This window comes from Parabacteroides leei, from assembly GCF_023369805.1.
Lineage (GTDB): Bacteria > Bacteroidota > Bacteroidia > Bacteroidales > Tannerellaceae > Parabacteroides > Parabacteroides leei.
The window spans coordinates 273,493-295,789 of the sequence record NZ_JAMBQG010000007.1 but is presented as its reverse complement, the minus strand read 5'-3'; the positions used below and the strand labels follow the sequence as shown (position 1 = coordinate 295,789).

At 36.0% G+C, this 22,297-nt stretch carries 19 protein-coding genes and 1 rRNA gene; 17 read left to right on the top strand and 3 right to left on the bottom strand.

Features of this window, described 5'->3' with window-relative positions:
* Positions 1-94: ribosomal RNA gene (gene rrf, locus M1P97_RS12805) — 5S ribosomal RNA — on the top strand; the annotation flags it as partial.
* Between the two features lie 128 nt (positions 95-222).
* The gene (locus M1P97_RS12800) at positions 223-1,146 is read left to right on the top strand and encodes an AraC family transcriptional regulator (protein WP_195374643.1); all 924 of its coding nucleotides are present in this window, start codon (positions 223-225) and stop codon (positions 1,144-1,146) included.
* A 55-nt stretch (positions 1,147-1,201) separates the two neighbouring features.
* Here M1P97_RS12800 and M1P97_RS12795 read toward each other — a convergent pair whose 3' ends face one another.
* Complete coding sequence (locus M1P97_RS12795) at positions 1,202-3,370, bottom strand: tetratricopeptide repeat protein (protein ID WP_195374638.1); 2,169 nt, start codon at positions 3,368-3,370, stop codon at positions 1,202-1,204.
* Positions 3,371-3,454: 84 nt separating this feature from the next.
* Here M1P97_RS12795 and lepA point away from each other — a divergent pair, with 84 nt between their 5' ends.
* Positions 3,455-5,242: a translation elongation factor 4 gene (lepA, locus tag M1P97_RS12790; protein ID WP_195374637.1), complete on the top strand. Its 1,788-nt coding sequence runs from the start codon at positions 3,455-3,457 to the stop codon at positions 5,240-5,242.
* 115 nt (positions 5,243-5,357) lie between these two features.
* On the opposite strand, the gene M1P97_RS12785 is transcribed toward lepA, so the two are convergent.
* Complete coding sequence (locus tag M1P97_RS12785; RefSeq protein ID WP_195374636.1) at positions 5,358-6,212, bottom strand: CvfB family protein; 855 nt, start codon at positions 6,210-6,212, stop codon at positions 5,358-5,360.
* Positions 6,213-6,490: 278 nt separating this feature from the next.
* On the opposite strand from M1P97_RS12785, the gene M1P97_RS12780 reads away from it, so the two are divergent.
* From M1P97_RS12780 to M1P97_RS12720, 13 genes are all read left to right on the top strand, one after another.
* On the top strand, positions 6,491-7,300 hold the full coding sequence (locus tag M1P97_RS12780; protein ID WP_249389286.1) for a polysaccharide biosynthesis/export family protein: 810 nt from the start codon (positions 6,491-6,493) through the stop codon (positions 7,298-7,300).
* An 8-nt stretch (positions 7,301-7,308) separates the two neighbouring features.
* Positions 7,309-8,913, top strand: coding sequence for a GumC family protein (locus M1P97_RS12775; RefSeq protein ID WP_195374634.1), 1,605 nt, complete (start codon positions 7,309-7,311; stop codon positions 8,911-8,913).
* Positions 8,914-8,917: 4 nt separating this feature from the next.
* Complete coding sequence (locus M1P97_RS12770; protein WP_195374633.1) at positions 8,918-9,895, top strand: NAD-dependent 4,6-dehydratase LegB; 978 nt, start codon at positions 8,918-8,920, stop codon at positions 9,893-9,895.
* Entirely contained in the window at positions 9,888-11,027 is a 1,140-nt protein-coding gene (locus M1P97_RS12765) for a LegC family aminotransferase (protein WP_195374632.1), read from the top strand. The genes M1P97_RS12770 and M1P97_RS12765 overlap by 8 nt, the downstream gene beginning before the upstream one ends.
* Positions 11,024-11,662, top strand: coding sequence for an acetyltransferase (locus M1P97_RS12760; RefSeq protein ID WP_195374631.1), 639 nt, complete (start codon positions 11,024-11,026; stop codon positions 11,660-11,662). The genes M1P97_RS12765 and M1P97_RS12760 overlap by 4 nt, the downstream gene beginning before the upstream one ends.
* Before the next feature lie 4 nt (positions 11,663-11,666).
* Complete coding sequence (neuB, locus tag M1P97_RS12755) at positions 11,667-12,671, top strand: N-acetylneuraminate synthase (RefSeq protein ID WP_195374630.1); 1,005 nt, start codon at positions 11,667-11,669, stop codon at positions 12,669-12,671.
* Positions 12,668-13,822, top strand: coding sequence for a UDP-N-acetylglucosamine 2-epimerase (gene neuC / locus M1P97_RS12750; protein ID WP_195374629.1), 1,155 nt, complete (start codon positions 12,668-12,670; stop codon positions 13,820-13,822). Before neuB ends, neuC begins: the two co-directional genes overlap by 4 nt.
* Before the next feature lies 1 nt (position 13,823).
* Positions 13,824-14,864 (top strand): nucleotidyltransferase family protein, encoded by a 1,041-nt coding sequence (locus tag M1P97_RS12745; protein ID WP_195374628.1) that lies wholly within the window; start codon positions 13,824-13,826, stop codon positions 14,862-14,864.
* A 16-nt stretch (positions 14,865-14,880) separates the two neighbouring features.
* Positions 14,881-15,606, top strand: a complete 726-nt coding sequence (locus M1P97_RS12740) for an acylneuraminate cytidylyltransferase family protein (RefSeq protein ID WP_249389285.1) — start codon at positions 14,881-14,883, stop codon at positions 15,604-15,606.
* Complete coding sequence (locus M1P97_RS12735; protein WP_249389284.1) at positions 15,603-16,532, top strand: Gfo/Idh/MocA family protein; 930 nt, start codon at positions 15,603-15,605, stop codon at positions 16,530-16,532. Before M1P97_RS12740 ends, M1P97_RS12735 begins: the two co-directional genes overlap by 4 nt.
* Positions 16,516-17,253 (top strand): SDR family oxidoreductase, encoded by a 738-nt coding sequence (locus M1P97_RS12730; protein WP_249389283.1) that lies wholly within the window; start codon positions 16,516-16,518, stop codon positions 17,251-17,253. The genes M1P97_RS12735 and M1P97_RS12730 overlap by 17 nt, the downstream gene beginning before the upstream one ends.
* A 127-nt stretch (positions 17,254-17,380) precedes the next feature.
* Entirely contained in the window at positions 17,381-18,643 is a 1,263-nt protein-coding gene (locus M1P97_RS12725) for a lipopolysaccharide biosynthesis protein (protein ID WP_249389282.1), read from the top strand.
* Between the two features lie 8 nt (positions 18,644-18,651).
* Positions 18,652-19,776, top strand: coding sequence for a hypothetical protein (locus M1P97_RS12720; protein ID WP_229058634.1), 1,125 nt, complete (start codon positions 18,652-18,654; stop codon positions 19,774-19,776).
* Between the two features lie 15 nt (positions 19,777-19,791).
* Here the strand turns inward: M1P97_RS12720 and M1P97_RS12715 are convergent, their stop codons facing one another.
* Entirely contained in the window at positions 19,792-20,991 is a 1,200-nt protein-coding gene (locus M1P97_RS12715) for a glycosyltransferase family 4 protein (RefSeq protein WP_195374622.1), read from the bottom strand.
* A 194-nt stretch (positions 20,992-21,185) separates the two neighbouring features.
* On the opposite strand from M1P97_RS12715, the gene M1P97_RS12710 reads away from it, so the two are divergent.
* Positions 21,186-22,283, top strand: a complete 1,098-nt coding sequence (locus M1P97_RS12710) for a sialidase family protein (protein ID WP_195374621.1) — start codon at positions 21,186-21,188, stop codon at positions 22,281-22,283.
* Positions 22,284-22,297 lie beyond the last annotated feature (14 nt).

The window sequence follows — 22,297 nt, the reverse complement described above, 5'->3', positions numbered from 1 at the left end:
TGGGGATCCACCTCTTCCCATTCCGAACAGAGAAGTTAAGCCCAACCACGTCGATGGTACTGCGTAAAAGTGGGAGAGTAGATAACCGCCGTTTTTGTCAGGTCGAAAGACTGAATGGTAGAAAGGAATCAATCGTTAGGTTGGTTCCTTTTCTTGTTTACAAGGCTTTGAAAGTAAACCTTTATTTGTATCTTGTCGGTTATAATCAAACTAAATTTGAGCGTGGTAGATAAAACATTACAGGATCACACCAAACAGATCAACAGGGCTATAGATTATATCAACCTGAATTTGAACAGATCGATTACAATAGATGAGTTATCATCCCTTGTGGATCTTTCCACTTATCATTTTCATCGAATATTTACTTCTTTAATCGGAGAGCCTATTGGTAAATATATTCTTCGGAGAAGGCTGGAACGGGCTGCAAATGTTTTATTAGGAGAACCGGTAGCTATCAAAGATGTGGCTTACGACGGGGGCTTTTCTTCTGTATCTTCTTTTTGCCGTAGTTTCAAACGTCATTTTGGGGTATCTGCGGAAGAGTATCGTCGCAAAAACAGATATCCGGATAGCAAGAATTGTCAATTCAAGAGCATAAATGAGCAACATACCTCACTTTATTCACGGTACTTTTGTCGTGATAAAACAATTAATGTAAATGGTATGAATATGAATTGTACTTTTGAAATTAAACAACTGCCTGAGAGAACTGTTATTTATTGTCGTCATCAGGGGGCATTGGATCAAATGCAGGAAGCTTTTGCCAATCTTATGAAATGGGCATTACCCAGGGGATTGGTCTCGCATCCGGATATGAAATTATTATCTGTTTATCATGATGACCCACGTGTTACTCCTGTCGATAAACTGACAGCTGATGCAGCAATGTTTGTAGAGGCTGATATAAAGCCAGAGGGAATGATTGGCTGTTATAAGCTTACTTCGGGGTTATATGCTGTTGGACGTTTCGAATTAGTAATGAATGAATTTCCGGCTGCCTGGTCTGCAATGTTTGATTTATTGGAAGAGAATGGATGTAAATGTGGGCATGGTCATCACTATGAAATCTATCAGAATAATCATGATGAACATCCGGAAAAGAAATTTATTGTTGATATTTGTATACCAGCCGAGCCGGTATAAATTTTTAAGAAATAAAAAAGCCCTATCACTTCATGTGAATAGGGCTTTTTGTTGGTTATAAAGAATCGTTTAGTACATATCTTAATTGATCCATCATCAGAGATATTTCAGAATCTTCTATACCAGCTATTATCAGATCGGGAATATCCTGATTGAATTCTTCTTGGAATTTATGAAAATCTCCATATTCCATATCTACTGCCTGTTTATAGAATTCTATGGCTCCTTTTATATTTTGTAGTGCCCATTCTGTATGTCCGGCATTCAGTAGGTCTTGTGTGTTGGGCTGGTTTTCTAATATCTTTTTATAATAATTACGTGCCTGATCATACTTGCCGGTTAGGAAAGAACACCATGCAATAGGTCTCCATGCTTTACTGTTGCTATCCATATAATCGACTTTAAAGAAACATTTCAGGGCTTCACTGTAATTCTTGAGTTCCAGATAACAATGACCGATACTGATTGTAATGGACAGATTATCCGGATTTAATTTTTCGTAACGTCGATAATATTTTAATGCTTTTTCGGGCTCTTTCAAAGAACGATAGCAACCGGCTATCCTACGGATAACCCATTTACTTCCTGGATTCAGTAAATCGGCCCGTAGATAGGCTTCTAATGCTTCTTGCAAATCACCGTTCATTTGTTTACAATAACCGATCTTTTGGAAAAGAATATCACTGCTCTGATCTTTTTCAGCCAGATGGTTGAATATTGTCAAAGCATCGCTGAAATAATTCTTCCGCAGATAATATTCAGCAATGGTACTCAGACTTTCTTCGTCAGAAATATAAGGCTGTAAAATATTCAGGTTATGGAAGTCGAGAGGCATCGTAAAGATATCGTCGAAATCCAGATGGCCTGGATATAATTTAAAAAATCGGTATAAGTCTTGTATGTACTGTCCGGTTATTGTTTCAAGTTTACCTCGTTTACTGATCAACTCTTCTCTATTTTGTTGAATCATTTCTGTCGCCTGACTGTCAAATTGGTTCATCATCATCTTTTTGGCTTCTTCAGGCAATTGCATCATACTGAAATATAATGAGTATTTATCTGAATTACACATAAACGCAGCAACGGTCATGGAGTCCAGCATTTGTTTTTCTCCATTATTTTGATGAAAACGATCGCCAAATGATGAATGTTCTGTTGTAAATGGCAATAACCAATTACTCAGTTCGCGGAAAAAAGGGAAACTTTTTAAGTGGACGAAAGTAGAGTGCATGACATCTGCTCCTTCCTGCTGCAATTCACTGAATTCTTCCATTTTTTTCCCGAGTGAACTATCAGCAAAAATGTTTTCCCATTCCGGGTTCATTTCATCTCCTAATTGTTCAGGAGTTATATCTTTGAGATTTATCTTATTACTGATTTTAGGACTCAGTTTCATCATTTCAGGAATGATCTCATTTTGTAACTTTTTAGTTATCTTTTCCGTTTCACGCGCTAAAATAAAGCGTAAGGTAATTGTCCGAATAGCTTTGGTGAATCCTGGCGTTTCGGAGAGGGCATCCAGCCTGTTTGCTATTTGAGGGTAAAGTGCTGTTCTTTTTCGATATATGTATAAAGTCAAGAGAACTGAAATTAGAGCTCGCACACGAATCTCTTCGTTTTTATGATTGGCAGAATCAAATAACAACATTAACTTTTCCAGATCGAATGCAGCTTGTAATCCCAGCATCAGGGCTGAAACTATTTGACAACCGGCTGTAAAAGGTAACTCTTCATCAAAAAGAATATTTTTTATAACTTCAGCATCTTCAGTGGTAAAGGGGTCGGATACCCAGATTTTATTGAAAAGGACGATCAATAAAGCATCGTATTCCGATCTGTTTCCGGTAGCATAATGTTTACTTAACTGGAGATGTAGGTTTTCGAATGTTACGTTAGGCTGTACTTTCAAACTTCTGCGACGGCTGTAAAAAGATAAAGGAGATTCGATAGCCAACGCCTTGTGCCTGATCTGATCGGCCAACTCGTAGGAAGATGTTTGTATTTTATTATATATTTGTTCCTGCATGGGATCTTTAGCCCCTTCGATGCGGTAACGTAACATATATTTATACGTGTCCTGCAGCTCATTTAATTTATCCTGAAATGAAATTTCACGGCTTCCGGATATAAGAGCTTGAATGGAATCAAAAGCATTCTTTAATTCCTTGTTATCTAGTGAACCGATAATTCGGTTATACGCTTTATTTATTTCTAGTAGTGTCATATAATATTAACAACAAATGGTATGCCAAAAGTATAGATTTCAGCCTAAATTTCCTATCTTTGCACACCTAAAATAAATTAGCAGATGAAGAATATCCGCAATTTCTGTATTATTGCTCATATTGACCATGGTAAGAGTACTTTGGCCGACCGTTTGCTTGAGTATACCAAGACAGTCGAAGGCAAAGACTTACAAGCGCAGGTTCTGGATGATATGGATCTGGAACGTGAACGAGGTATTACGATCAAGAGTCATGCCATTCAGATGAAGTATAATTATAAAGGTGAAGAGTATACCTTGAACCTGATCGATACTCCTGGACACGTAGACTTTTCGTATGAAGTTTCCCGTTCTATTGCAGCATGCGAAGGGGCTTTGCTTATTATCGATGCTGCCCAGGGAATCCAGGCGCAGACGATTTCTAACTTGTATATGGCAATCGAGAATGACTTGGAAATAATTCCTGTCATGAATAAAATAGATCTTCCGAGTGCTATGCCGGATGAAGTAGAGGATCAGATTGTCGAGTTGTTGGGTTGTTCACGGGAAGATATAATCCGTGCAAGTGGCAAAACGGGGGAAGGTGTATATCAGATTCTTGATGCCATCATAGATAAGGTTCCTGCTCCACAAGGAGATCCGGAAGCACCGCTCCAATGCTTGATCTTTGATTCGGTATTTAACTCTTTTCGAGGTATTATAGCTTATTTCAAAGTGGTGAATGGGGTGATTCGTAAAGGGGATCATGTGAAATTCATTGCGACAGGTAAGGAATATGATGCTGATGAAGTTGGTATATTGAAATTGGCTATGTCTCCTCGTAGCGAGATTCGAACCGGCGATGTAGGTTATATAATATCTGGTATTAAGACTTCCCGTGAGGTACGGGTGGGGGATACGATCACTCATGTAGCTCGTCCCGCAAAAGAAGCCATTGCTGGTTTTGAAGAAGTGAAACCGATGGTGTTTGCCGGTGTTTATCCGATAGACAGTGAAGATTTTGAGAACTTGCGTGCATCGTTGGAAAAACTGCAATTGAATGATGCCTCTTTGACATTCCAGCCGGAAAGTTCAGCAGCCTTGGGATTTGGTTTTCGTTGCGGCTTCCTCGGATTGTTACATATGGAGATTGTTCAGGAACGTTTGGATCGTGAGTTCAATATGGATGTGATTACAACAGTACCGAACGTATCATATAAAGTATATGATAAAAAAGGGAATTGCATGGAGGTACATAATCCAAGCGGTTTGCCGGAACCTACGTTAATCGATCATATCGATGAGCCATATATTCGTGCTTCTGTCATAACTAATACGACTTTTATTGGCCCGATCATGACACTTTGTCTGGGTAAGCGTGGTATTTTGTTAAAGCAGGAATATATTTCAGGTGATCGTGTAGAGATCCATTATGACATGCCTTTAGGTGAAATCGTGATTGACTTTTACGACAAGCTCAAAAGTATTTCTAAGGGGTATGCTTCTTTTGATTATCATATTCATGACTTTCGTCCGAGTAAGCTGGTTAAGTTGGATATCTTGTTGAACGGAGAGCCAGTCGATGCCTTGTCTACCTTGACACATGTGGATAATAGTGTAACATTTGGCCGTCGTATGTGTGAGAAGCTGAAAGAACTTATTCCCCGGCAGCAGTTCGATATTGCCATTCAGGCAGCTATTGGTGCAAAGATTATCGCTCGCGAAACAATTAAAGCTGTCCGTAAGGATGTAACGGCAAAATGTTATGGTGGTGATATTTCACGTAAACGTAAACTGTTGGAAAAACAGAAGGAAGGTAAGAAGCGAATGAAACAGATCGGAACAGTAGAAGTTCCGCAGAAGGCATTCCTGGCTGTATTAAAGTTAGACTAAAAACAGCTTCAAAAAAGATATATATAACAAATCTATTAATAATCAATGTGTAAAAGGTGACGTCGTACTAAATAAACGGCGTCACCTTTTTGTCGGTATTTAATATTATACTGTGTTATTCCGATGTGTGATCCTGATTTTTTACTAAACTTATACCACCATCCTCCAATGTGATAAGATGTTGTTTATAAAGAGTTCCGATTGCTTGTTTGAAGCTTTTTTTGCTACATTGAAAAAGCGATTGAATGATCTCCGGATCACTTTTATCATGTACTGCAATAAATCCTCCCTGGCTTTTTAAGGATTCGAGAATAGTACCGGCTAATCCTTCTATTTTCAAATATCCCAGCGGAGTGAGGCTTACATCTATTTTCTCATCTTCTCTGACTTCTTTGATATAACCTTTAATTGCCTCCCCCTTTTCCAGGCGGCGGAAGACTTCATTATAATAAACCAGTCCCCAATGAAGGTTATTGATGATAACTTTATAGCCGATCTCTGTTTCATCGGCTACTAACAAGTCGACTTCCTGATTGGGAGTATATTCGGGCATCACATTGTCCAAATACTTATCAATACGGGCAGAAGCGACAATGCGTCCTGTAATATGGTCAATATGAACATACACCAGATACCATTTGCCTTCCCGCATCGGCATTTTCTGTTCCTTGAAAGGTACGAGCAAATCTTTCATCAAGCCCCATTCCAGAAACGCTCCTGTGTTATTGACCGATTTGACTTCCATAAACTTAAATTCACCGACTGTTGCCAGCGGATGGGCTGTAGTGGCTATGAGTCTACCTTCATTATCATGATAGATAAAGACTTCCACTTCATCTCCCGGTTTTACGTTTTTAGGAACATAACGAGCGGGGAGAAGGATCTCTTTTCCATTGCCGCCATCCAGATAAACTCCAAAATCCAGGTCTTTGACTATTTTGAGTGTGTTGTATTTTCCTACTTCAAGCATAAATCTAGTATATTTTTGTACAAAAGTACTTGAAAAAGAAATAATATCCTATTCTTTCAATCTGTCTCGTGCAAAACTTGGTTATGTATTACTATTATGATTTATATTTTGTGGAGAAATTCTAAAATATGTTGAGTTTTTTATAGGTGAAGCAGCAATATCTGATATATTACATCGTTATAAATGTAATAGTTTTTATAAGCTACCTGTAGCAAAAGGTTGCTATGAAAATTGTATCTTTGCAATTTTTAGAATCGAAATATAATAAGTAAATTAGAATGAAGTTGAAGTATTATTTATTTGCATTCTTTTGTGGCTTGATGTGTGCCTGTTCTACGCCGAAAGATGTTGTTTATTTTCAAGGCATTGACTCATTATCAACAGAGCAGTTGGCGAATATGAGTCAGAAATATATAACAGGTATAACCTATGATGATTTATTATCTATTACTGTTACAGCTTGGGACCCCGCATCTGTAACACCGTTTAATCCCCCTGCTTTTGCTTACTCTTCAGAAGGAGAACAACCTGTTATGGGCTCCCAATCTTTATATACTTATTTGGTTGATCGTGATGGATATATCAATTTTCCGGTATTAGGAAAGATTTATGTGGCAGGTCTGACCCGTTTACAGTTAGCAGAAAAAATGGAAGAGATGATATCTAAATATGTTGAGAATCCTCTGGTAAATGTACAAATCCTGAATTTTAAAGTAACTGTAATGGGAGAGGTAAGCAGACCAGGGCCATTTTCGATAAAGAACGATAGAATGACTATTTTAGATGCTTTAGGTATGGCTGGTGATTTACCGATTACAGCGAATCGAAAGAATGTATTGGTGATACGTGAAAATGAAGGTCAGAAAGATATAATTCGCATGGATTTGACTGACCCTGCTATATTTGCATCTCCCGGTTTTTATTTGAAACAAAATGATGTTGTGTATGTAGAGCCGATAAAGAATAAACAACGTGCTCGTACAAGTTCTGACAGGCAGTTTACAATGTCGTTGTTAACGTCTATTATCAGTTCTGTTTCAATTATAACAAGTATGGTAATCACGATTGTCAATCTAAACAAAAAATGATGAAGAATATGGAGTCTATTCAGCCTGATAAAGAAACAATTAGTTTAAAGAAAATCATTATTTCTTATGTGCGGCATTGGAAGTTGTTTGTAATAGCAGGGATTATTTCTTTTATACCGGCATTGCTATATCTCATCTTTACGCCAAAGACCTATGAGTTAATGGCGAAAATACAGCTATTGGAAGACAAGAGTAATGCAGGCTCCGGATTTAATGTAGGAGAAGCTACCGGATTGATGAAATCTTTCGGTTTGGGTGGTATTAGCGGTGGTAGTGTCAATTTGGATGATGAAATGGCCAAATTGACTTCTATTTCAACTTTAAAAGAAATGGTTTTGGCACTGGGATTGAATGTGTCTTATTATAAGCCCTATGCTTACCAATATAAAATGTATGAGGATATACCTCTTCGCTTAGTTCCGGATAATGCAATATTATCAAAATTGAATGGAACATACACATTTGACGTTAATATAAAGAAAGACGGACGGGTTTCGGTGAAGATCGAGTCACCTGAAAGCGAAGATAAAATCCGTTTGAATTTCGAATCATTACCTGCAAATATAGAATTGGATGGTGGTAATTTTACATTATCTTATGCAGGAGATGTTGTAAAACCATTGTCCATGGATATAGAGGTTGCTCCTGCCGGTTGGACGGCAGAAACTTTATCCGATGAATTATCGTTTGAAGACTATTCAAAGAATGCGAATGTAATAGAAATCTCTTATACGGATTATGAGAGACGCAGAGGGTTGGACATGCTTAATAAATTGATTGATATTTATAATTATCAGGAAGATTCTGTTAAACGTCATGAAAGTGAAAAATCTATTGCATTTTTAGATGGACGTATTCAATGCGTAATGAATGACCTTAGCAAGGTTGAAATGCAAATAGAACGTTATAAGATACAAAATAAAATGACGGACATAGAATATGATGTCCAATTCTATGTAGAGCAAGTAAAAGATCTTCAGGTTAAAATTATAGAGCTGGAAGCCCAGATGCGTGTGGTAGAGTTACTTGATAGCTATATTAAAGACCCACAGAATCGTTATAACCTGATTCCTGCTTTATTGTCGATCAGCGATGGCGAAAAGTCCAGTCCGATATCGACTTATAATGAAGCTTTACTCGAACGAGCTAAGATTTTGCAGAGTACGAAGGGGAATAACCCTTTGATTGATCAGGTTAACAAGCAGGTAGATCAATTAAGAGAAAGTGTTTATCTGTCTATCGAGAATGCAAAGAAAGGTGTAAAAATGACTTTGGATGATCTGACTAGCAAAGAGAAACAGCTGATGGACAAGATGGGGGCAGTTCCTTCTATAGAAAGAGAATATGTTGATTATAAACGTCAGCAGGAGATATTCCAGGCCGTTTATTTAATACTTTTACAAAAGAGAGAAGACCTGGCTTTATCCATCGGAGAGAAAAAAGAACGTGCACGTGTGATAGAAACTCCTTATGTAAAACAACGTCCTATCGGACCGCGTAAATTATACGCAGCTTTCGGTATGTTACTTTTTACATTGTTGGTGCCTATAGGCTATCTGTTTGGTAAAGAGCAGTTTCTGGCATTGAAGAAAGAATTTAAAGAAACAAAGTAAGATAATGAAAAGAGTATTGGTTACAGGCGCCGATGGATTTATCGGTTCTCATTTAACTGAGATGTTGTTGGAACAGGGATATCAGGTTAAAGCACTCTCTTATTATAATTCTTTTAATGATTGGGGGTGGTTGAATGATGTAAAACATCCTAATTTAGAAGTTGTAACAGGAGACATTCGCGATCCTTATTTTTGTAAACATATGACTAAGGATGTCGAACAGATATTTCATCTGGCTGCTTTGATTGCTATTCCTTATTCTTATGTAGCACCGGATAGTTACGTCGATACAAATATCAAGGGTACTTTAAATATATGTCAGGCAGCTAAGGAAAACGGAGTGGAAAGAGTTCTTATTACATCTACTTCGGAAGTGTATGGTACTGCTCAATATGTGCCAATCGATGAGAAACATCCGAAACAACCTCAGTCTCCCTATTCTGCTACAAAGATTGGTGCAGATGCAATAGCCATGAGCTTTTATAATACATTTGAATTGCCGATCGTGTTGGTAAGACCTTTTAATACTTATGGACCGCGTCAATCGGCACGGGCTATAATTCCGACAATTATTACTCAAATAGCGAATGGTAAAAAAGAAATCAAACTGGGTGATTTGACTCCTACACGTGATTTTAATTTTGTCAAAGATACATGTAAGGGATTTATTGAGCTTTCAAAATGTGAAGCAGCGATAGGGCAAGAGGTCAATATTTGTAGTAACTTCGAAATCTCTATGCGCGACACACTGAATACGATAGCTCGGCTTATGAACTCGGATGTCAGGTTCATTGAAGATGAAGCCCGGATTCGTCCTAAAAACTCGGAAGTATTCCGTTTATGGGGAGATAACACAAAGATTAAATCATTAACCGGTTTTGTTCCTTCTTATTCATTGGAGGAGGGATTGAAAGAGACAATCAACTGGTTTTTGGATAAAGATAATTTGAAGAAGTATAAAGCTGATATGTATAATGTATAAGTCGGTAGTTGATTTTATTCATAAGTTGTATGGTACAGATGAACTGGTTCCTCTTCATGCACCGTGCTTTATAGGTAATGAGAAAAAGTATCTGAATGAATGCATAGAAACTACATTCGTATCCAGTGTAGGTCAATTCGTCGATCGTTTCGAAGAAATGATTGTCGATTATACGGGTACAGCGAAAGCTGTTGTCTGCGTAAGCGGAACAAATGCGCTTCATATGGCCTTGTTGCTGGTTGGGGTAGAGCGGGACGATGAAGTAATATCGCAGGCTTTGACATTTGTTGCAACGGCTAATGCCATCAGTTATATTGGTGCACATCCTGTTTTTATCGATGTAGATAAGGATACGATGGGATTGTCGCCTGAAAAATTAGAGAAATGGTTGCAGGCTTCTGCTGAAATGAAGAACGGTATTTGTTATAATAAGAAAACCGGTCGTCGAATAAAAGCTTGTGTACCGATGCATACGTTCGGGCATCCGGTTAAAATATCAGAACTGGTACGTGTATGTGATCGATACAATATCGAGTTGGTGGAAGATGCCGCTGAAAGTATCGGTAGTTTTTATAAAGGACAACATACCGGCACATTCGGTAAAATAGGAGTGATTAGTTTTAATGGAAATAAGACGATAACGACAGGTGGTGGTGGTATACTTTTGTTCAGAGATCATGAACTGGGAGTGTATGCGAAGCATCTGACAACACAGGCTAAAGTTCCCCATCGTTGGGAGTTCATACATGATCATATCGGTTATAACTACCGTATGCCAAATATAAATGCGGCATTAGGTTGTGCCCAGATGGAGAATATTAATCGTTATGTGGAAAACAAACGTGAGACAGCTGAGATATATAAAAGATTCTTTGCTGATTTATCGATGAATTTCTTTACAGAGCCGGGTGATAGTTGTTCCAATTATTGGTTGAATGCTGTTATACTTCCTGATAAATCCGATCGTGATCGATTCCTGGAGTACACGAATGATAACGGAGTTATGACACGTCCTGTTTGGGGATTGATGAATAAACTTCCAATGTTTGAAAATTGTGAAACGGATGATTTGATTAATACTTATTGGTTCGAAGAACGTATTGTAAATATTCCGAGTAGTGTTCGTTTATGATCGATAAAAAAATCATACTGGTAGGAGGTGGAGGACATTGCAAGTCTGTGATTGATGTCGCCGAAAGTGCAGGATACTCCATTGGAGGTATATTGGATATACCCGAGTTGGTCGGTTCGACTGTTTTAGGCTATCCTGTAATCGGTACGGATGATAATATATCCGATTATGTGGAAGACGATTTGTTCGTGGTGACTGTCGGGCATATAAAAGATCCTTCTTTGCGGATAAAATTGCATGAACGAATAAAAAGTGCAGGTGGTCATTTTGCTACATTAGTGGCATCGACAGCCCGTGTCTCAAGATTTGCATCGATAGGTGAAGGCAGTGTGGTCATGCACCAAGCTGTGATTAATGCGGATGCACATGTAGGTGCAGGATGCATTATCAATACCTTTGCCAACATAGAGCATGATGCTGTTATTGGTGATTATTGCCATATTTCTACCGGTGCGATGGTAAACGGTAATTGTACAGTTGGGAAAGGTGTATTCCTGGGTAGTCAATCTGTTTTGGTAAATGGTATTAGTATTACCGATGGATGTGTTTTTGCTGCAGGAAGTATGATTCGGAAAAATATAATAAGAAAAGGAATTTATTCCGGGAATCCGGCATTACTAAAAATAAAATTGTGATCTGATGGGAAAAACGCTTATTATTGCAGAAGCTGGCGTTAATCATAATGGTTCTATTGAAATAGCGAAGCAGTTGGTTGATGTTGCTGCAGAAGCTGGAGTCGATTATGTCAAGTTTCAGACATTCAGCGCGGATCGTTTAGTATCGAAAGATGCTTTGATGGCTGAATATCAAAAAAATAATATGCATAAGGCATCCACTCAATATGAAATGTTGAAAAAGCTGGAATTATCTCCGGCTCAGCATAAAATATTGATAGAGTATTGTGCAATGAAAGGCGTTCGTTTTCTTTCGACGGCATTTGATTTGGAAAGTATTGACTTCTTGGGTGATTTGCATTTGGGTATATGGAAAGTTCCGTCGGGGGAAATAACCAATTATCCCTATTTGAAGCGAATAGCCGGTTATCATGAGCCTGTTATTCTTTCGACAGGAATGTCTGTTTATGGAGAAATTTTAGATGCAGTCAATTTGTTGGTTGATAATGGTATTTCGAAAGATATGATTACTATCTTGCATTGTAATACAGAATATCCTACTCCTATGGAAGATGTTAATTTGCATGCAATGCAATTTTTGAAGGAAAAGTTCTGTATCAGAGTCGGTTATTCAGATCATACTAAAGGGATAGAAGTGCCGGTTGCTGCTGTTGCTTTGGGAGCTACTGTCATTGAAAAGCATTTTACCTTAAGCCGTTCTATGGAAGGTCCCGATCATAAAGCATCGTTAGAGCCGGATGAACTGAAAACAATGGTTACGTCTATCAGGAATATCGAGAAGGCCCTTGGTCAGTATGATAAGCAAGTGACTCATTCTGAAGAAAAGAACATTCTTATTGCGAGAAAAAGCATTGTTGCTTCTCGTAAAATAGAGAAAGGGGAAATTTTTACAGAGCAGAATCTGACAGTTAAACGCCCTGGGAACGGTCTTTCGCCGATGAAGTGGCCGGAAGTAATAGGGAAAGTTGCTGCAAAAGTTTATAAGCCTGATGATTTAATTGAATTATGAGAAAAATCTGTGTTGTAACTGGCAGTCGTGCAGAATATGGTTTATTGAGTGGCTTGATGCAAGAGGTTAAGCAGTCGGAAGATCTTGTTCTTCAGGTGATTGCGACCAATATGCATTTATCTCCGGAGTTCGGACTTACCTATCGTGAAATAGAAAAAGATGGTTTTGTTATCGACAAGAAAGTTGAAATGTTGCTTTCTTCCGATACGGCAAATGCGACCGTTAAGTCTGTGGGATTGGGAATGATTGGTTTTGCTGATGCTTATAATGACTTATCTCCGGATGTAATCGTAGTCTTAGGGGATCGGTATGAAATATTAGCGGCTGTATCTGCAGCATTATTTTATCGGATACCTGTTGCCCATTTACATGGTGGGGAAATAACAGAAGGTGCATATGATGATTCTATACGTCATGCTATTACCAAAATGAGTCATTTGCATTTTACAGCTACGGAAGATTATCGGAAAAGGGTTATTCAATTGGGAGAATCGCCGGAGCGAGTATTTAATGTAGGTGCTATCGGATTAGATAATATAAAAAAATGTGCCTTTTTATCAAAGGAAGAACTGGAGAAAAGTCTGAACTTTGATTTAGGAGATAAAAGTTTATTGGTAACTTATCATCCTGTGACTTTAGAGCATGATACTGCTCGTCAACAATGCAATAATCTGTTGGCTGTTTTGGAGCGATATCCTGAATATAAAATTTTATTTACATTACCGAACTCAGATACGGGAGGACGGATTATAATGGAATGCATACAGGATTTTGTTTCCCGCAATAAAAATAGAGCTGTTGCTTTTACTTCTTTAGGTAAAATTCGTTATCTTTCAGCGTTGAACTACGTATCTGCCGTAGTTGGGAACTCTTCCAGTGGAATATTGGAAGTACCGAGTTTTGGTATTCCCACGTTGGATATCGGTGACAGACAGAAAGGGCGTATTGCTGCTGCCAGTGTTGTTCATTGCGGAGCAACACAGGAGGAAATAAATACAGGATTTGACAGACTTTTTTCAGAAGAGATTATGCAAATTGCAAAAGAGCGGAATAATCCGTATGAAAAAAATGATACTATCGAATTTATAATTAAAGTTCTGAGATCATATCCTTTAGAAGATATTGTTAAAAAAACTTTTTATAATTCATAACATGAAAGAATTGTTAAAATATATAATAAGCAATACTGCATCTATTCGTGAGGCTTTAAATGCATTAAATAAATTGTCAAATGATATTTTGACTTTGTTTGTTGTAAATGAAAGGGAAGAGATGATTGGAACTTTGACGGATGGAGATATACGTAGATGGTTAATTGAAGGTGGTACCTTGGAAGAACCAGTATCTAAGGCAATGAATCGTAATTTTTGTTTTGTTAAATCCGGGAAAATCGAGGTGCTATCTATAAAAAAGTTCAAAGATTTGGGAATAACTTTAGTGCCCTTATTAACAGAAGATGGCAAAATCGATAAAATATATAATCTGAAAAAGAATAAGTCAATACTGCCTATAGATGCAGTTTTGATGGCTGGAGGAAAAGGGGAAAGATTGCGTCCTTTGACGGAAAAAACTCCTAAACCTTTACTTTTTGTAGGAGATAAACCTATTATCGATTATAATATTGATCGTTTGATGAATTTTGGAGTGGATAATATATCTGTTACGGTGAATTATCTGAAAGAACAGATCGAAGCTTATTTTTCAAACCAAAGAGGTAATGTTAAAGTTAAATGTATCAGAGAACCTCAATATTTAGGAACGATCGGTTCTGTCAAATTTGTGGATACATTTACCAATGATGTGATTTTGGTTATGAATTCGGATTTGTTCACAAACATTAATTATGAAGATTTTTTCCTGCATTTTATGAATAATGATGCTGATATGTCTGTAGCAGCCGTACCTTATTCAGTTAATATTCCTTATGGTGTTTTTGAATTATCAGGACATGATATAATAGGAATAAAGGAGAAACCAACGATTAATTATTATGCGAATGCAGGTATTTATCTGATAAAGAAAAACTTGCTGGACTTGATTCCTTTTGGTGAATTTTACAATGCGACGGACTTTATTGATTTATTGATTGGAAAAGGATATAAAGTAATACGATTTCCTTTAACTGGTTATTGGATCGATATAGGGCAGCATGAAGATTTGAAAAAAGCCAGAGAGTTAGTAAAACATTTGTGATAGGATAGTTGGGAAAATGGGAAAATTTTTAATAACAATATGTGCACGTGGGGGCTCTAAAGGAATTCCCGGTAAAAATATAAAAGCATTGAACGGAAAGCCTTTGATTGCTTATACAATAGATGTAGCTAAGTCGTTTAAGGATAAATTTGGTTCAGTAGATATCGCTTTGTCGACCGATTCTGAAGAAATTAGAAAAGTTTCAGAAAATTTTGGATTATCCACTGACTATATCCGGCCTGATTTTTTGGCAGGGGATAAAGTGGGTAAGATAGATGCAATCAAAGATTTATTATTGTATCACGAGAAGAAGAATTCAGAGACGTATGAGTATGTATTAGATTTAGATGTTACTTCTCCTTTGCGTAACGTTTTGGATTTATGTGAAGCTTATAAACTGTTGGAGCAAGATCCATCTGCTCTCAATCTGTTTTCTGTCAGCGATGCAAATCGTAGTCCTTATTTTAATATGGTAGAACAAAAATCTAATGGTTATTTTGCCCAGGTAAAGAGACCCGAAGGAGATGTATTCACCCGTCAGTCAGCTCCGCTGACCTATGATCTGAATGCGTCGTTCTACTTTTACAGGAGAGCTTTTTTTGATTTGGGATATAAAGGGGCTATAACGGATAAATCATTGATATATAGAGTTCCACACATTTGCTTTGATTTGGATCATCCAATTGATTTTGAAATTATATCTTATTTGATTACAAACAATAAGCTTGATTTTAATTTATGACTGTTTTAATTGTAGGTTTAGGATCTATAGCAAAAAAGCATCTGTCTGCTTTAAGAAAATTAAGGCCGGATATGCTTGTCTATGCTTTGCGTTCTTCATCTTCTTCTTTGTCTTTTGATGGTGTTAAGGATATATATTCCTGGGAAGAGTTAGCAGATTTGAATCTTGATTTTGTAATAATATCTAATCCTACATCAGAACATAAATGGGCGATAGAGAGATTGTTGGATTTACAAATACCTTTGTTCATCGAAAAGCCGTTATATCATTCTCTTGCTATTGAAGATTTAGTACATAAAGTAGAAAGATCCGGACAATTGACTTATGTAGCATGTAATTTGCGTTTTTTGGATTGTTTGAAGTTTGTTAAAGAGGTGTTATCTGAAAAAAAGAAATGTCTTAATGAGGTGAATGTTTATTGCGGATCTTTTTTGCCCGATTGGCGTGCAGGAGTAGATTACCGAAAAATTTATAGCGCAATATCCTCTATGGGGGGAGGTGTTCATCTTGATTTAATTCATGAATTGGATTATTTATATTGGTTTTTCAATATGCCTCGAAATATTCATTCGATTTTTTCCAGTCGTTCTACATTATGTATAGATGCCTATGACTATGCAAATTACTGTTTGGAATATGATTCTTTTTGTGCAAATGTTGTTTTAAATTATTACAGGAAAGACACAAAGCGTACATTAGAATTGGTGTTTGAAGATGAAACATGGTCGGTTGATTTGCTCACTAATAAAATAATATGTGGCAATAAAGTTGTATTTTCATCGGATCAGGTTATTGGAGATACTTATTTGGCACAGATGGACTATGTTTTGCAATTGATTGAAGAAAGAAAAACAGTCTCTCAAAATACTATATGCGATGCTTTTAATGTTTTAAAAATTTGTTTGACAGATGATACTAAAAGATAAAATAATAATAGTTACAGGTGGTTCCGGACTGATTGGTCGGGAAATAGTTGACGATATCAAGAGAAAAGGTGGATATGCAATAAATGCGGATATTAATGTTTCGACTGATTTATCGAATGGAACAATAAATGTCGATGTCTCAGATAGCACTTCTATTAGAAATGCTGTTGAAGAGATTTATACCTATTTTGGACATATTGATGGACTTGTAAATAGTGCTTATCCACGAACGAAAGATTGGGGTGCTTTTTTTGAAGATATTAACCCTGTCTCGTGGAAGCAAAATGTAGATATGCAAATGAATAGTTGCTTCGAGTTTTGCCAGTATGTTTTAAGATATATGGCGAAAGAACAAAAGGGAGCGATTGTTAACATAGCTTCTATTTACGGTATTGTTGGAAATGATTTTACTTTATATGAAGAATATGGGGGGACATCTCCTGCTGCTTATTCGGCAATAAAAGGCGGAATTATAAATTTTACACGTTATTTGGCATCTTATTATGGGAGAAAAAATATACGTGTTAACTGTGTTTCTCCCGGTGGAATTTTTGATCATCAGCATGAATCTTTCCTAAGGCGTTATAATGAAAAGGTACCGATGGGAAGAATGGGGAACCCTGATGATATAGCTCCTGCAGTTTCTTTTCTTCTCTCAGACGAAGCAAAGTATATAACCGGACAAAATCTGGCAGTTGACGGAGGGTGGACCGCTATATAATAAAGAGTTTTGGAACAGAGATATATTCGAATAGAATAAGTTAGATCTGAATACGGGTCGTTTATTGGGGAAAAAATTGCAGTGGGTATACCTACAAAGATTATCAAGTATTTGTGAGATAGAATTTATGTTTATAGGAAACAAATTAGGAAAGCTACGTACGAATACCGTATTTAAAAATGGGATATTGTTTACAATGTTTTCATTTTTAAATAGTGGGATTAACTTTTTGCTTTTGATTATTCTTGCGAATTTTATTTCTCCGTTAGAATACGGTGAACTTAATTTGTTTAATACATTCGTTACTCTTTTGAGTATGCTGATATCTTTAAATACTACCGGTATTATTTCTGTTGAATTTTTTAAAACATCTAAGCTACAATTTCGAAAAATACTCAATGGAGTACTGTTATTATCAACAGGGACACTTTGTTTTTTTACTTTTTTGTTGTTGATTTTTTCTCATTTTCTGAAATTGGCGGTTGGCCTTTCTGTCGAATATCAATGGTTGGCATTGTTGATTTGTTACTTGCAGGTGTTTTCTTCTATAAATCTGGATATATGGAGATTGGAAGAAAAGCCGGTTTCTTATGGTTTGTATAGCGTTTCTACTGTTTTGTTGAATTTTATTTTGACACTTGTTTTAGTTATTTCATTTCAACAAGGTTGGTTAGGGCGTTTATATGCACAAGTAGGGGTTGGTATTGTCTTTTTCTTTATTAGTATTATTTTTTTAATAAAGAGAGGATATTTAAAAAGGATTTGGCCAGATAAGCGATCGATCAGAGATGCATTACATTTTGGCTTACCATTAATACCGCATAGTACATCGACTTGGATACGACAAGGACTTGACAGATATATTATCAATTATTTTTTCGTAACATCGGATGTCGGTTTGTTTAGTTTTGCTTACAATTTTGCGAATGTTATTCAAATTGTCGGTTTTGCATTTAATGCGACTAATTCTGTCTTTATTTATAAAAATCTGGCCCAGAATAACACTGATACGCGAGATCGTTTATGGAAGCAGACTAAAGTGATGTTGATTTTCTTTTTCTTATTAGCTATACTGATTTGTCTGGGAACTTCTGTTTTTATTCCGATATTGGTCCCTAACTATGCAGGTTCCATTCCTTATTTATTTCCTCTCTGTATGGCAGCTATGTTTCAGTGTATTTACTATTTATTTGTAAATTATCTTTTTTACTATAAGAAAACGAAAGGGTTGATGTTTATTACTTTTTTTATGTCAATTCTGCACTTTTTACTATCTTTGTTATTGACAAGATATTCGATAATGTATACAGCTTATATAACGATGGTTATTAACTTCTTAATAGCTTTTCTCGTTTTCTTATATAGCCGTAGAATTTATAAATTAAGATGATGATAGCTATGATTGAACAGTTGAAAAAAATAATAATAATTTGTCATGAACCCTTAACCATTCGGATCAGATCTAATTTTTATATAGAGGAATATATAAATGCTGGTTTTAATGTTGAATATTGGGATTTATCCCAGGCTATATATCCGGGTATTAAGTTGGCTGATCAGTTGGATGTATCTTATGTAAAAAAGATAAATGATCTGGATTCGCTTAAAAGAGTCTTAGATGTTGAGGATATTGTCAATAGTATATTTATTGTCGAAGTCAATTATTCGTGGAATAATAGATTTCTATTTAAAGTGTTGTCGGATAAGCAATGTTATATGGTCCGAATCGATATGTATGGAAATACAGTGTTGAATGTTCCCTTGAAGTCTAAATTAGCTGGTTTGTCTATCTCCAGAATACCTGATATATTACTGCGACAAATACAACAAAGAAGATTTGATTTATTTACAAAGAGAAATAAAGTGAAGGGATATGATAAAATCTTTTCATCATCTTATTTAGTTATGAATAGAGTACCTATTAACCATCCTGATTATGAATCATATAAAAGAACGTTAGAATTTGATTCGGAAGATAAGTATATTGTTTTTTTGGATGTCTTTTTTCCATTACATCCGGATTTAATTTATATGTTTGGATATGAAAAAATATCTGCTTATTGTTACCAACAAAGTTTGACTGCGTTTTTTGATAAAATGGAAAAAAGGTTTAATTTGCCTGTTGTAATTGCTGCCCACCCTAAGTCCAATTATATTGGTACTGAGTTCGGTAACCGCAAAATATTGAAAGGGGATACGGTCTCGTTAGTACGAAAGGCAGCAATGGTCTTTTTACATTCTAGTAATTCTGTCTCATCTGCAATTTTGAATGACAAGCCATTTGAATTGATTACAAATAATGAATACAATAAGAACGGATTGATAAAGAATACTTTGAATAAATTGGCTGTGGTATTAGGTAAATGTATTTATAACATTGATGAAATAGATGTGAATACTATGGAAGTAAAAAGAATGGATCCCCAGAAGCGTGCTGAGTATATTAACTCTTATTTGGCATCTAAAGAAACTATGAATACTTCAAATGTCGATTTACTAATTGCAGAATTCAAAAAAATGTAAGTTTTCGGTTCTTTGTTATTTACCGATTAAGACATTCTGAAATAGATCAATCCATTTTTGCATAATTATTTTGTAAGTATATTTTTGGGTAGCTTCATGTGCTTTATTTCCCATTTGTTTACGGAGGGCTTGATCCTTCATCAGGATATTTATTTTTTTTGCAAATGCAACTTTATCGCCTTCTTCTACGAGAAAACCATTTATTCCATCTTTTATTGCATCTTTGGGGCCGCATTTGAATGAGTATGACACGCTAGGTAATCCAAAACTCATTGCTTCCAGTAAAACCATTGGAAAACCTTCAAATCTGGAAGTCATGACGAATATGGATGACTCTAAATACCTTTGAGCAATATTTTTTTCTGGAGGAAAAATCTTTATCTGGTTTTGTAGTTCCTTATTTTGTATTTGTAACTCTAATTTTTCTTTATCTTCTCCTGTCCCGAAAATATGAAGGGACCAATCCGGGTTATCTTTTTGTACCAGATCCCAAAGATCAATTAAACGGTCGAATCCTTTTTGGTTGTCAAGTCTCCCAACCGCAATAACAATTTTGTTATTCTTTGACGATACATCTGTTGATAATAATGGTATAATATTAGGAATTGCAATGGTATCGGGACGAATTACATCCCAGGCAGCTTTATCTTCTTTTGTTAAGACAACGAATGCATCGTATTTCTTAGGTATAGTATATTCTTCCCAAAAACTACGAAGTCCATACGCCAATCTGAAAATGAAAGACCAATTTTCTGTTATAGACCTTTGTAGTTTATATCCTTTGGAAAAATGAAATTCTAAAATCTTTTTACTCCCGTCTTTTATTGATGGAAGAAAAGTTGCATCATGCGTAAATGTGGAAATTACAATATCTGCAGAGATATCTTTCAGTACTTTTTCCAATCTGGTTTTGTGCTTTTTCTTTTTTTCTCTACGTATCAAAATCCGTTTCAGAAAAGAATAAGATACGATCTCGTCATAATTAATATCGAGATCAATAAATTTTATTTTATTTGAGAATTCATAATATGCAGGACGTTTCCCCTGACCAGTTGTTATTATAGTGATATCATAACTGTTTCCGTTGTTATATTCAGCCAGATAGTTTGTTTTCATGGAAATGATTCTTTCTATTCCTCCCGGTCTGAATAGATCTGGAATACAATATACTATTTTTATTGTCTTGTTTGTTGTGTTTTCTGATATCTTATTCATATTGCAAATGTACATAATATTTAAATAGTCTACACTCGTAATGAATTATAAACGATTGTATGTTTGTATTATTAGAATAAATAGGTTAAATATGGTTAAAGGTGCGTACTGGATGGTGTATGTATTTACAAGTTATTTATCTTTGATAAATACTATTGTGGGATATGAAGTTGCTAAATTTTAAAATTTGTTATATGGCTATCTGTTTATCATTTAGTCTATTACTTTCAGGAGGATGTGATACTGCCGAAGAGGAAGAAGAACTTTTTCCTAACGTATTGAAATCAACGTCTCTTTTTTTAGAAGCTTCGACTACAACGCCTCGTTGTAGCGAGGGAGATATTATACTGTTGAAAGATAACCGCATATTAACTATTTATACACGTTTTATTGATGGTCAGGGAGATCATGATAAGGCTGTATTGTCGGGGCGTATTTCTGATGATGGTGGTTACACATGGGGTGATGAACGGGATATTGTTACTGGTGGGGGGAAGAAGAATGTAATGTCTGTTTCTTTATTGAGGCTACAAAATAATGATATTGCTTTATTTTATTTAGTGAAGAATAGTATATATGATTGTTACCCGGTTATGCGAACATCAAAAGATGAAGGGATAACATGGTCTGATCCTGTAGCTTGTGTTGTGCCTGAAAGTGGTTATTATGTTTTAAATAATAGCCGGGTAATCAGATTGAAGTCCGGGCGTTTATTAATGCCATTGTCTCTTCATACAATGAGTAATTCCTCCTTAAATGAGAGTGGACATATATTTTGTTGTTATTCAGATGATAATGGGAAGACATGGGTCAGAGGTGAATTTGTTACTAAAAGACAAGATCTGGTGACTCAGGAACCTGGTGTTGTTGAATTAAAAAATGGGAAAATACTATTGTATATGCGAACAAATTCCGGCTTTCAATATTTTTCTTATTCAAAAGATTCCGGGAAATCGTGGTCGGTAGCTCAGGAAGGTAATTTATCTTCTGCTCAATCTCCTGCACTGATAGTTCGTGATCCTCAAAGTACGGCGCTTATTGCTATCTGGAATAATAGTAAAACAGTTCGGACACCTTTGTGTCTAGCTTTATCTAAAGATGAGGGTGCGAGTTGGACTAATAAGGTTTTAATAGAAAGTAATCCAAACTTATGGTTTGCGTATCCGGCTATTCTTTTTTTACCCAATAATGCCGTTCTTATTTCGTATAGTATGGGGAAAGCTGAGTTCTGGGGATTAGAGTCCTTTACAATATCTAGGATATTAAGAAAATCCTTGAATTTGGATAAATAAGGTGTAAATATATA

Coding starts and splice junctions, on each gene's coding strand:
- M1P97_RS12795 (WP_195374638.1), bottom strand. CDS start 3,370: ATGACACTACTAGAAATAAATAAAGCGTATAACCGAATTATCGGTTCA.
- lepA (WP_195374637.1), top strand. CDS start 3,455: ATGAAGAATATCCGCAATTTCTGTATTATTGCTCATATTGACCATGGT.
- M1P97_RS12785 (WP_195374636.1), bottom strand. CDS start 6,212: ATGCTTGAAGTAGGAAAATACAACACACTCAAAATAGTCAAAGACCTG.
- M1P97_RS12780 (WP_249389286.1), top strand. CDS start 6,491: ATGAAGTTGAAGTATTATTTATTTGCATTCTTTTGTGGCTTGATGTGT.
- M1P97_RS12775 (WP_195374634.1), top strand. CDS start 7,309: ATGGAGTCTATTCAGCCTGATAAAGAAACAATTAGTTTAAAGAAAATC.
- M1P97_RS12770 (WP_195374633.1), top strand. CDS start 8,918: ATGAAAAGAGTATTGGTTACAGGCGCCGATGGATTTATCGGTTCTCAT.
- M1P97_RS12765 (WP_195374632.1), top strand. CDS start 9,888: ATGTATAAGTCGGTAGTTGATTTTATTCATAAGTTGTATGGTACAGAT.
- M1P97_RS12760 (WP_195374631.1), top strand. CDS start 11,024: ATGATCGATAAAAAAATCATACTGGTAGGAGGTGGAGGACATTGCAAG.
- neuB (WP_195374630.1), top strand. CDS start 11,667: ATGGGAAAAACGCTTATTATTGCAGAAGCTGGCGTTAATCATAATGGT.
- neuC (WP_195374629.1), top strand. CDS start 12,668: ATGAGAAAAATCTGTGTTGTAACTGGCAGTCGTGCAGAATATGGTTTA.
- M1P97_RS12745 (WP_195374628.1), top strand. CDS start 13,824: ATGAAAGAATTGTTAAAATATATAATAAGCAATACTGCATCTATTCGT.
- M1P97_RS12740 (WP_249389285.1), top strand. CDS start 14,881: ATGGGAAAATTTTTAATAACAATATGTGCACGTGGGGGCTCTAAAGGA.
- M1P97_RS12735 (WP_249389284.1), top strand. CDS start 15,603: ATGACTGTTTTAATTGTAGGTTTAGGATCTATAGCAAAAAAGCATCTG.
- M1P97_RS12730 (WP_249389283.1), top strand. CDS start 16,516: ATGATACTAAAAGATAAAATAATAATAGTTACAGGTGGTTCCGGACTG.
- M1P97_RS12725 (WP_249389282.1), top strand. CDS start 17,381: ATGTTTATAGGAAACAAATTAGGAAAGCTACGTACGAATACCGTATTT.
- M1P97_RS12720 (WP_229058634.1), top strand. CDS start 18,652: ATGATTGAACAGTTGAAAAAAATAATAATAATTTGTCATGAACCCTTA.
- M1P97_RS12715 (WP_195374622.1), bottom strand. CDS start 20,991: ATGAATAAGATATCAGAAAACACAACAAACAAGACAATAAAAATAGTA.
- M1P97_RS12710 (WP_195374621.1), top strand. CDS start 21,186: ATGGCTATCTGTTTATCATTTAGTCTATTACTTTCAGGAGGATGTGAT.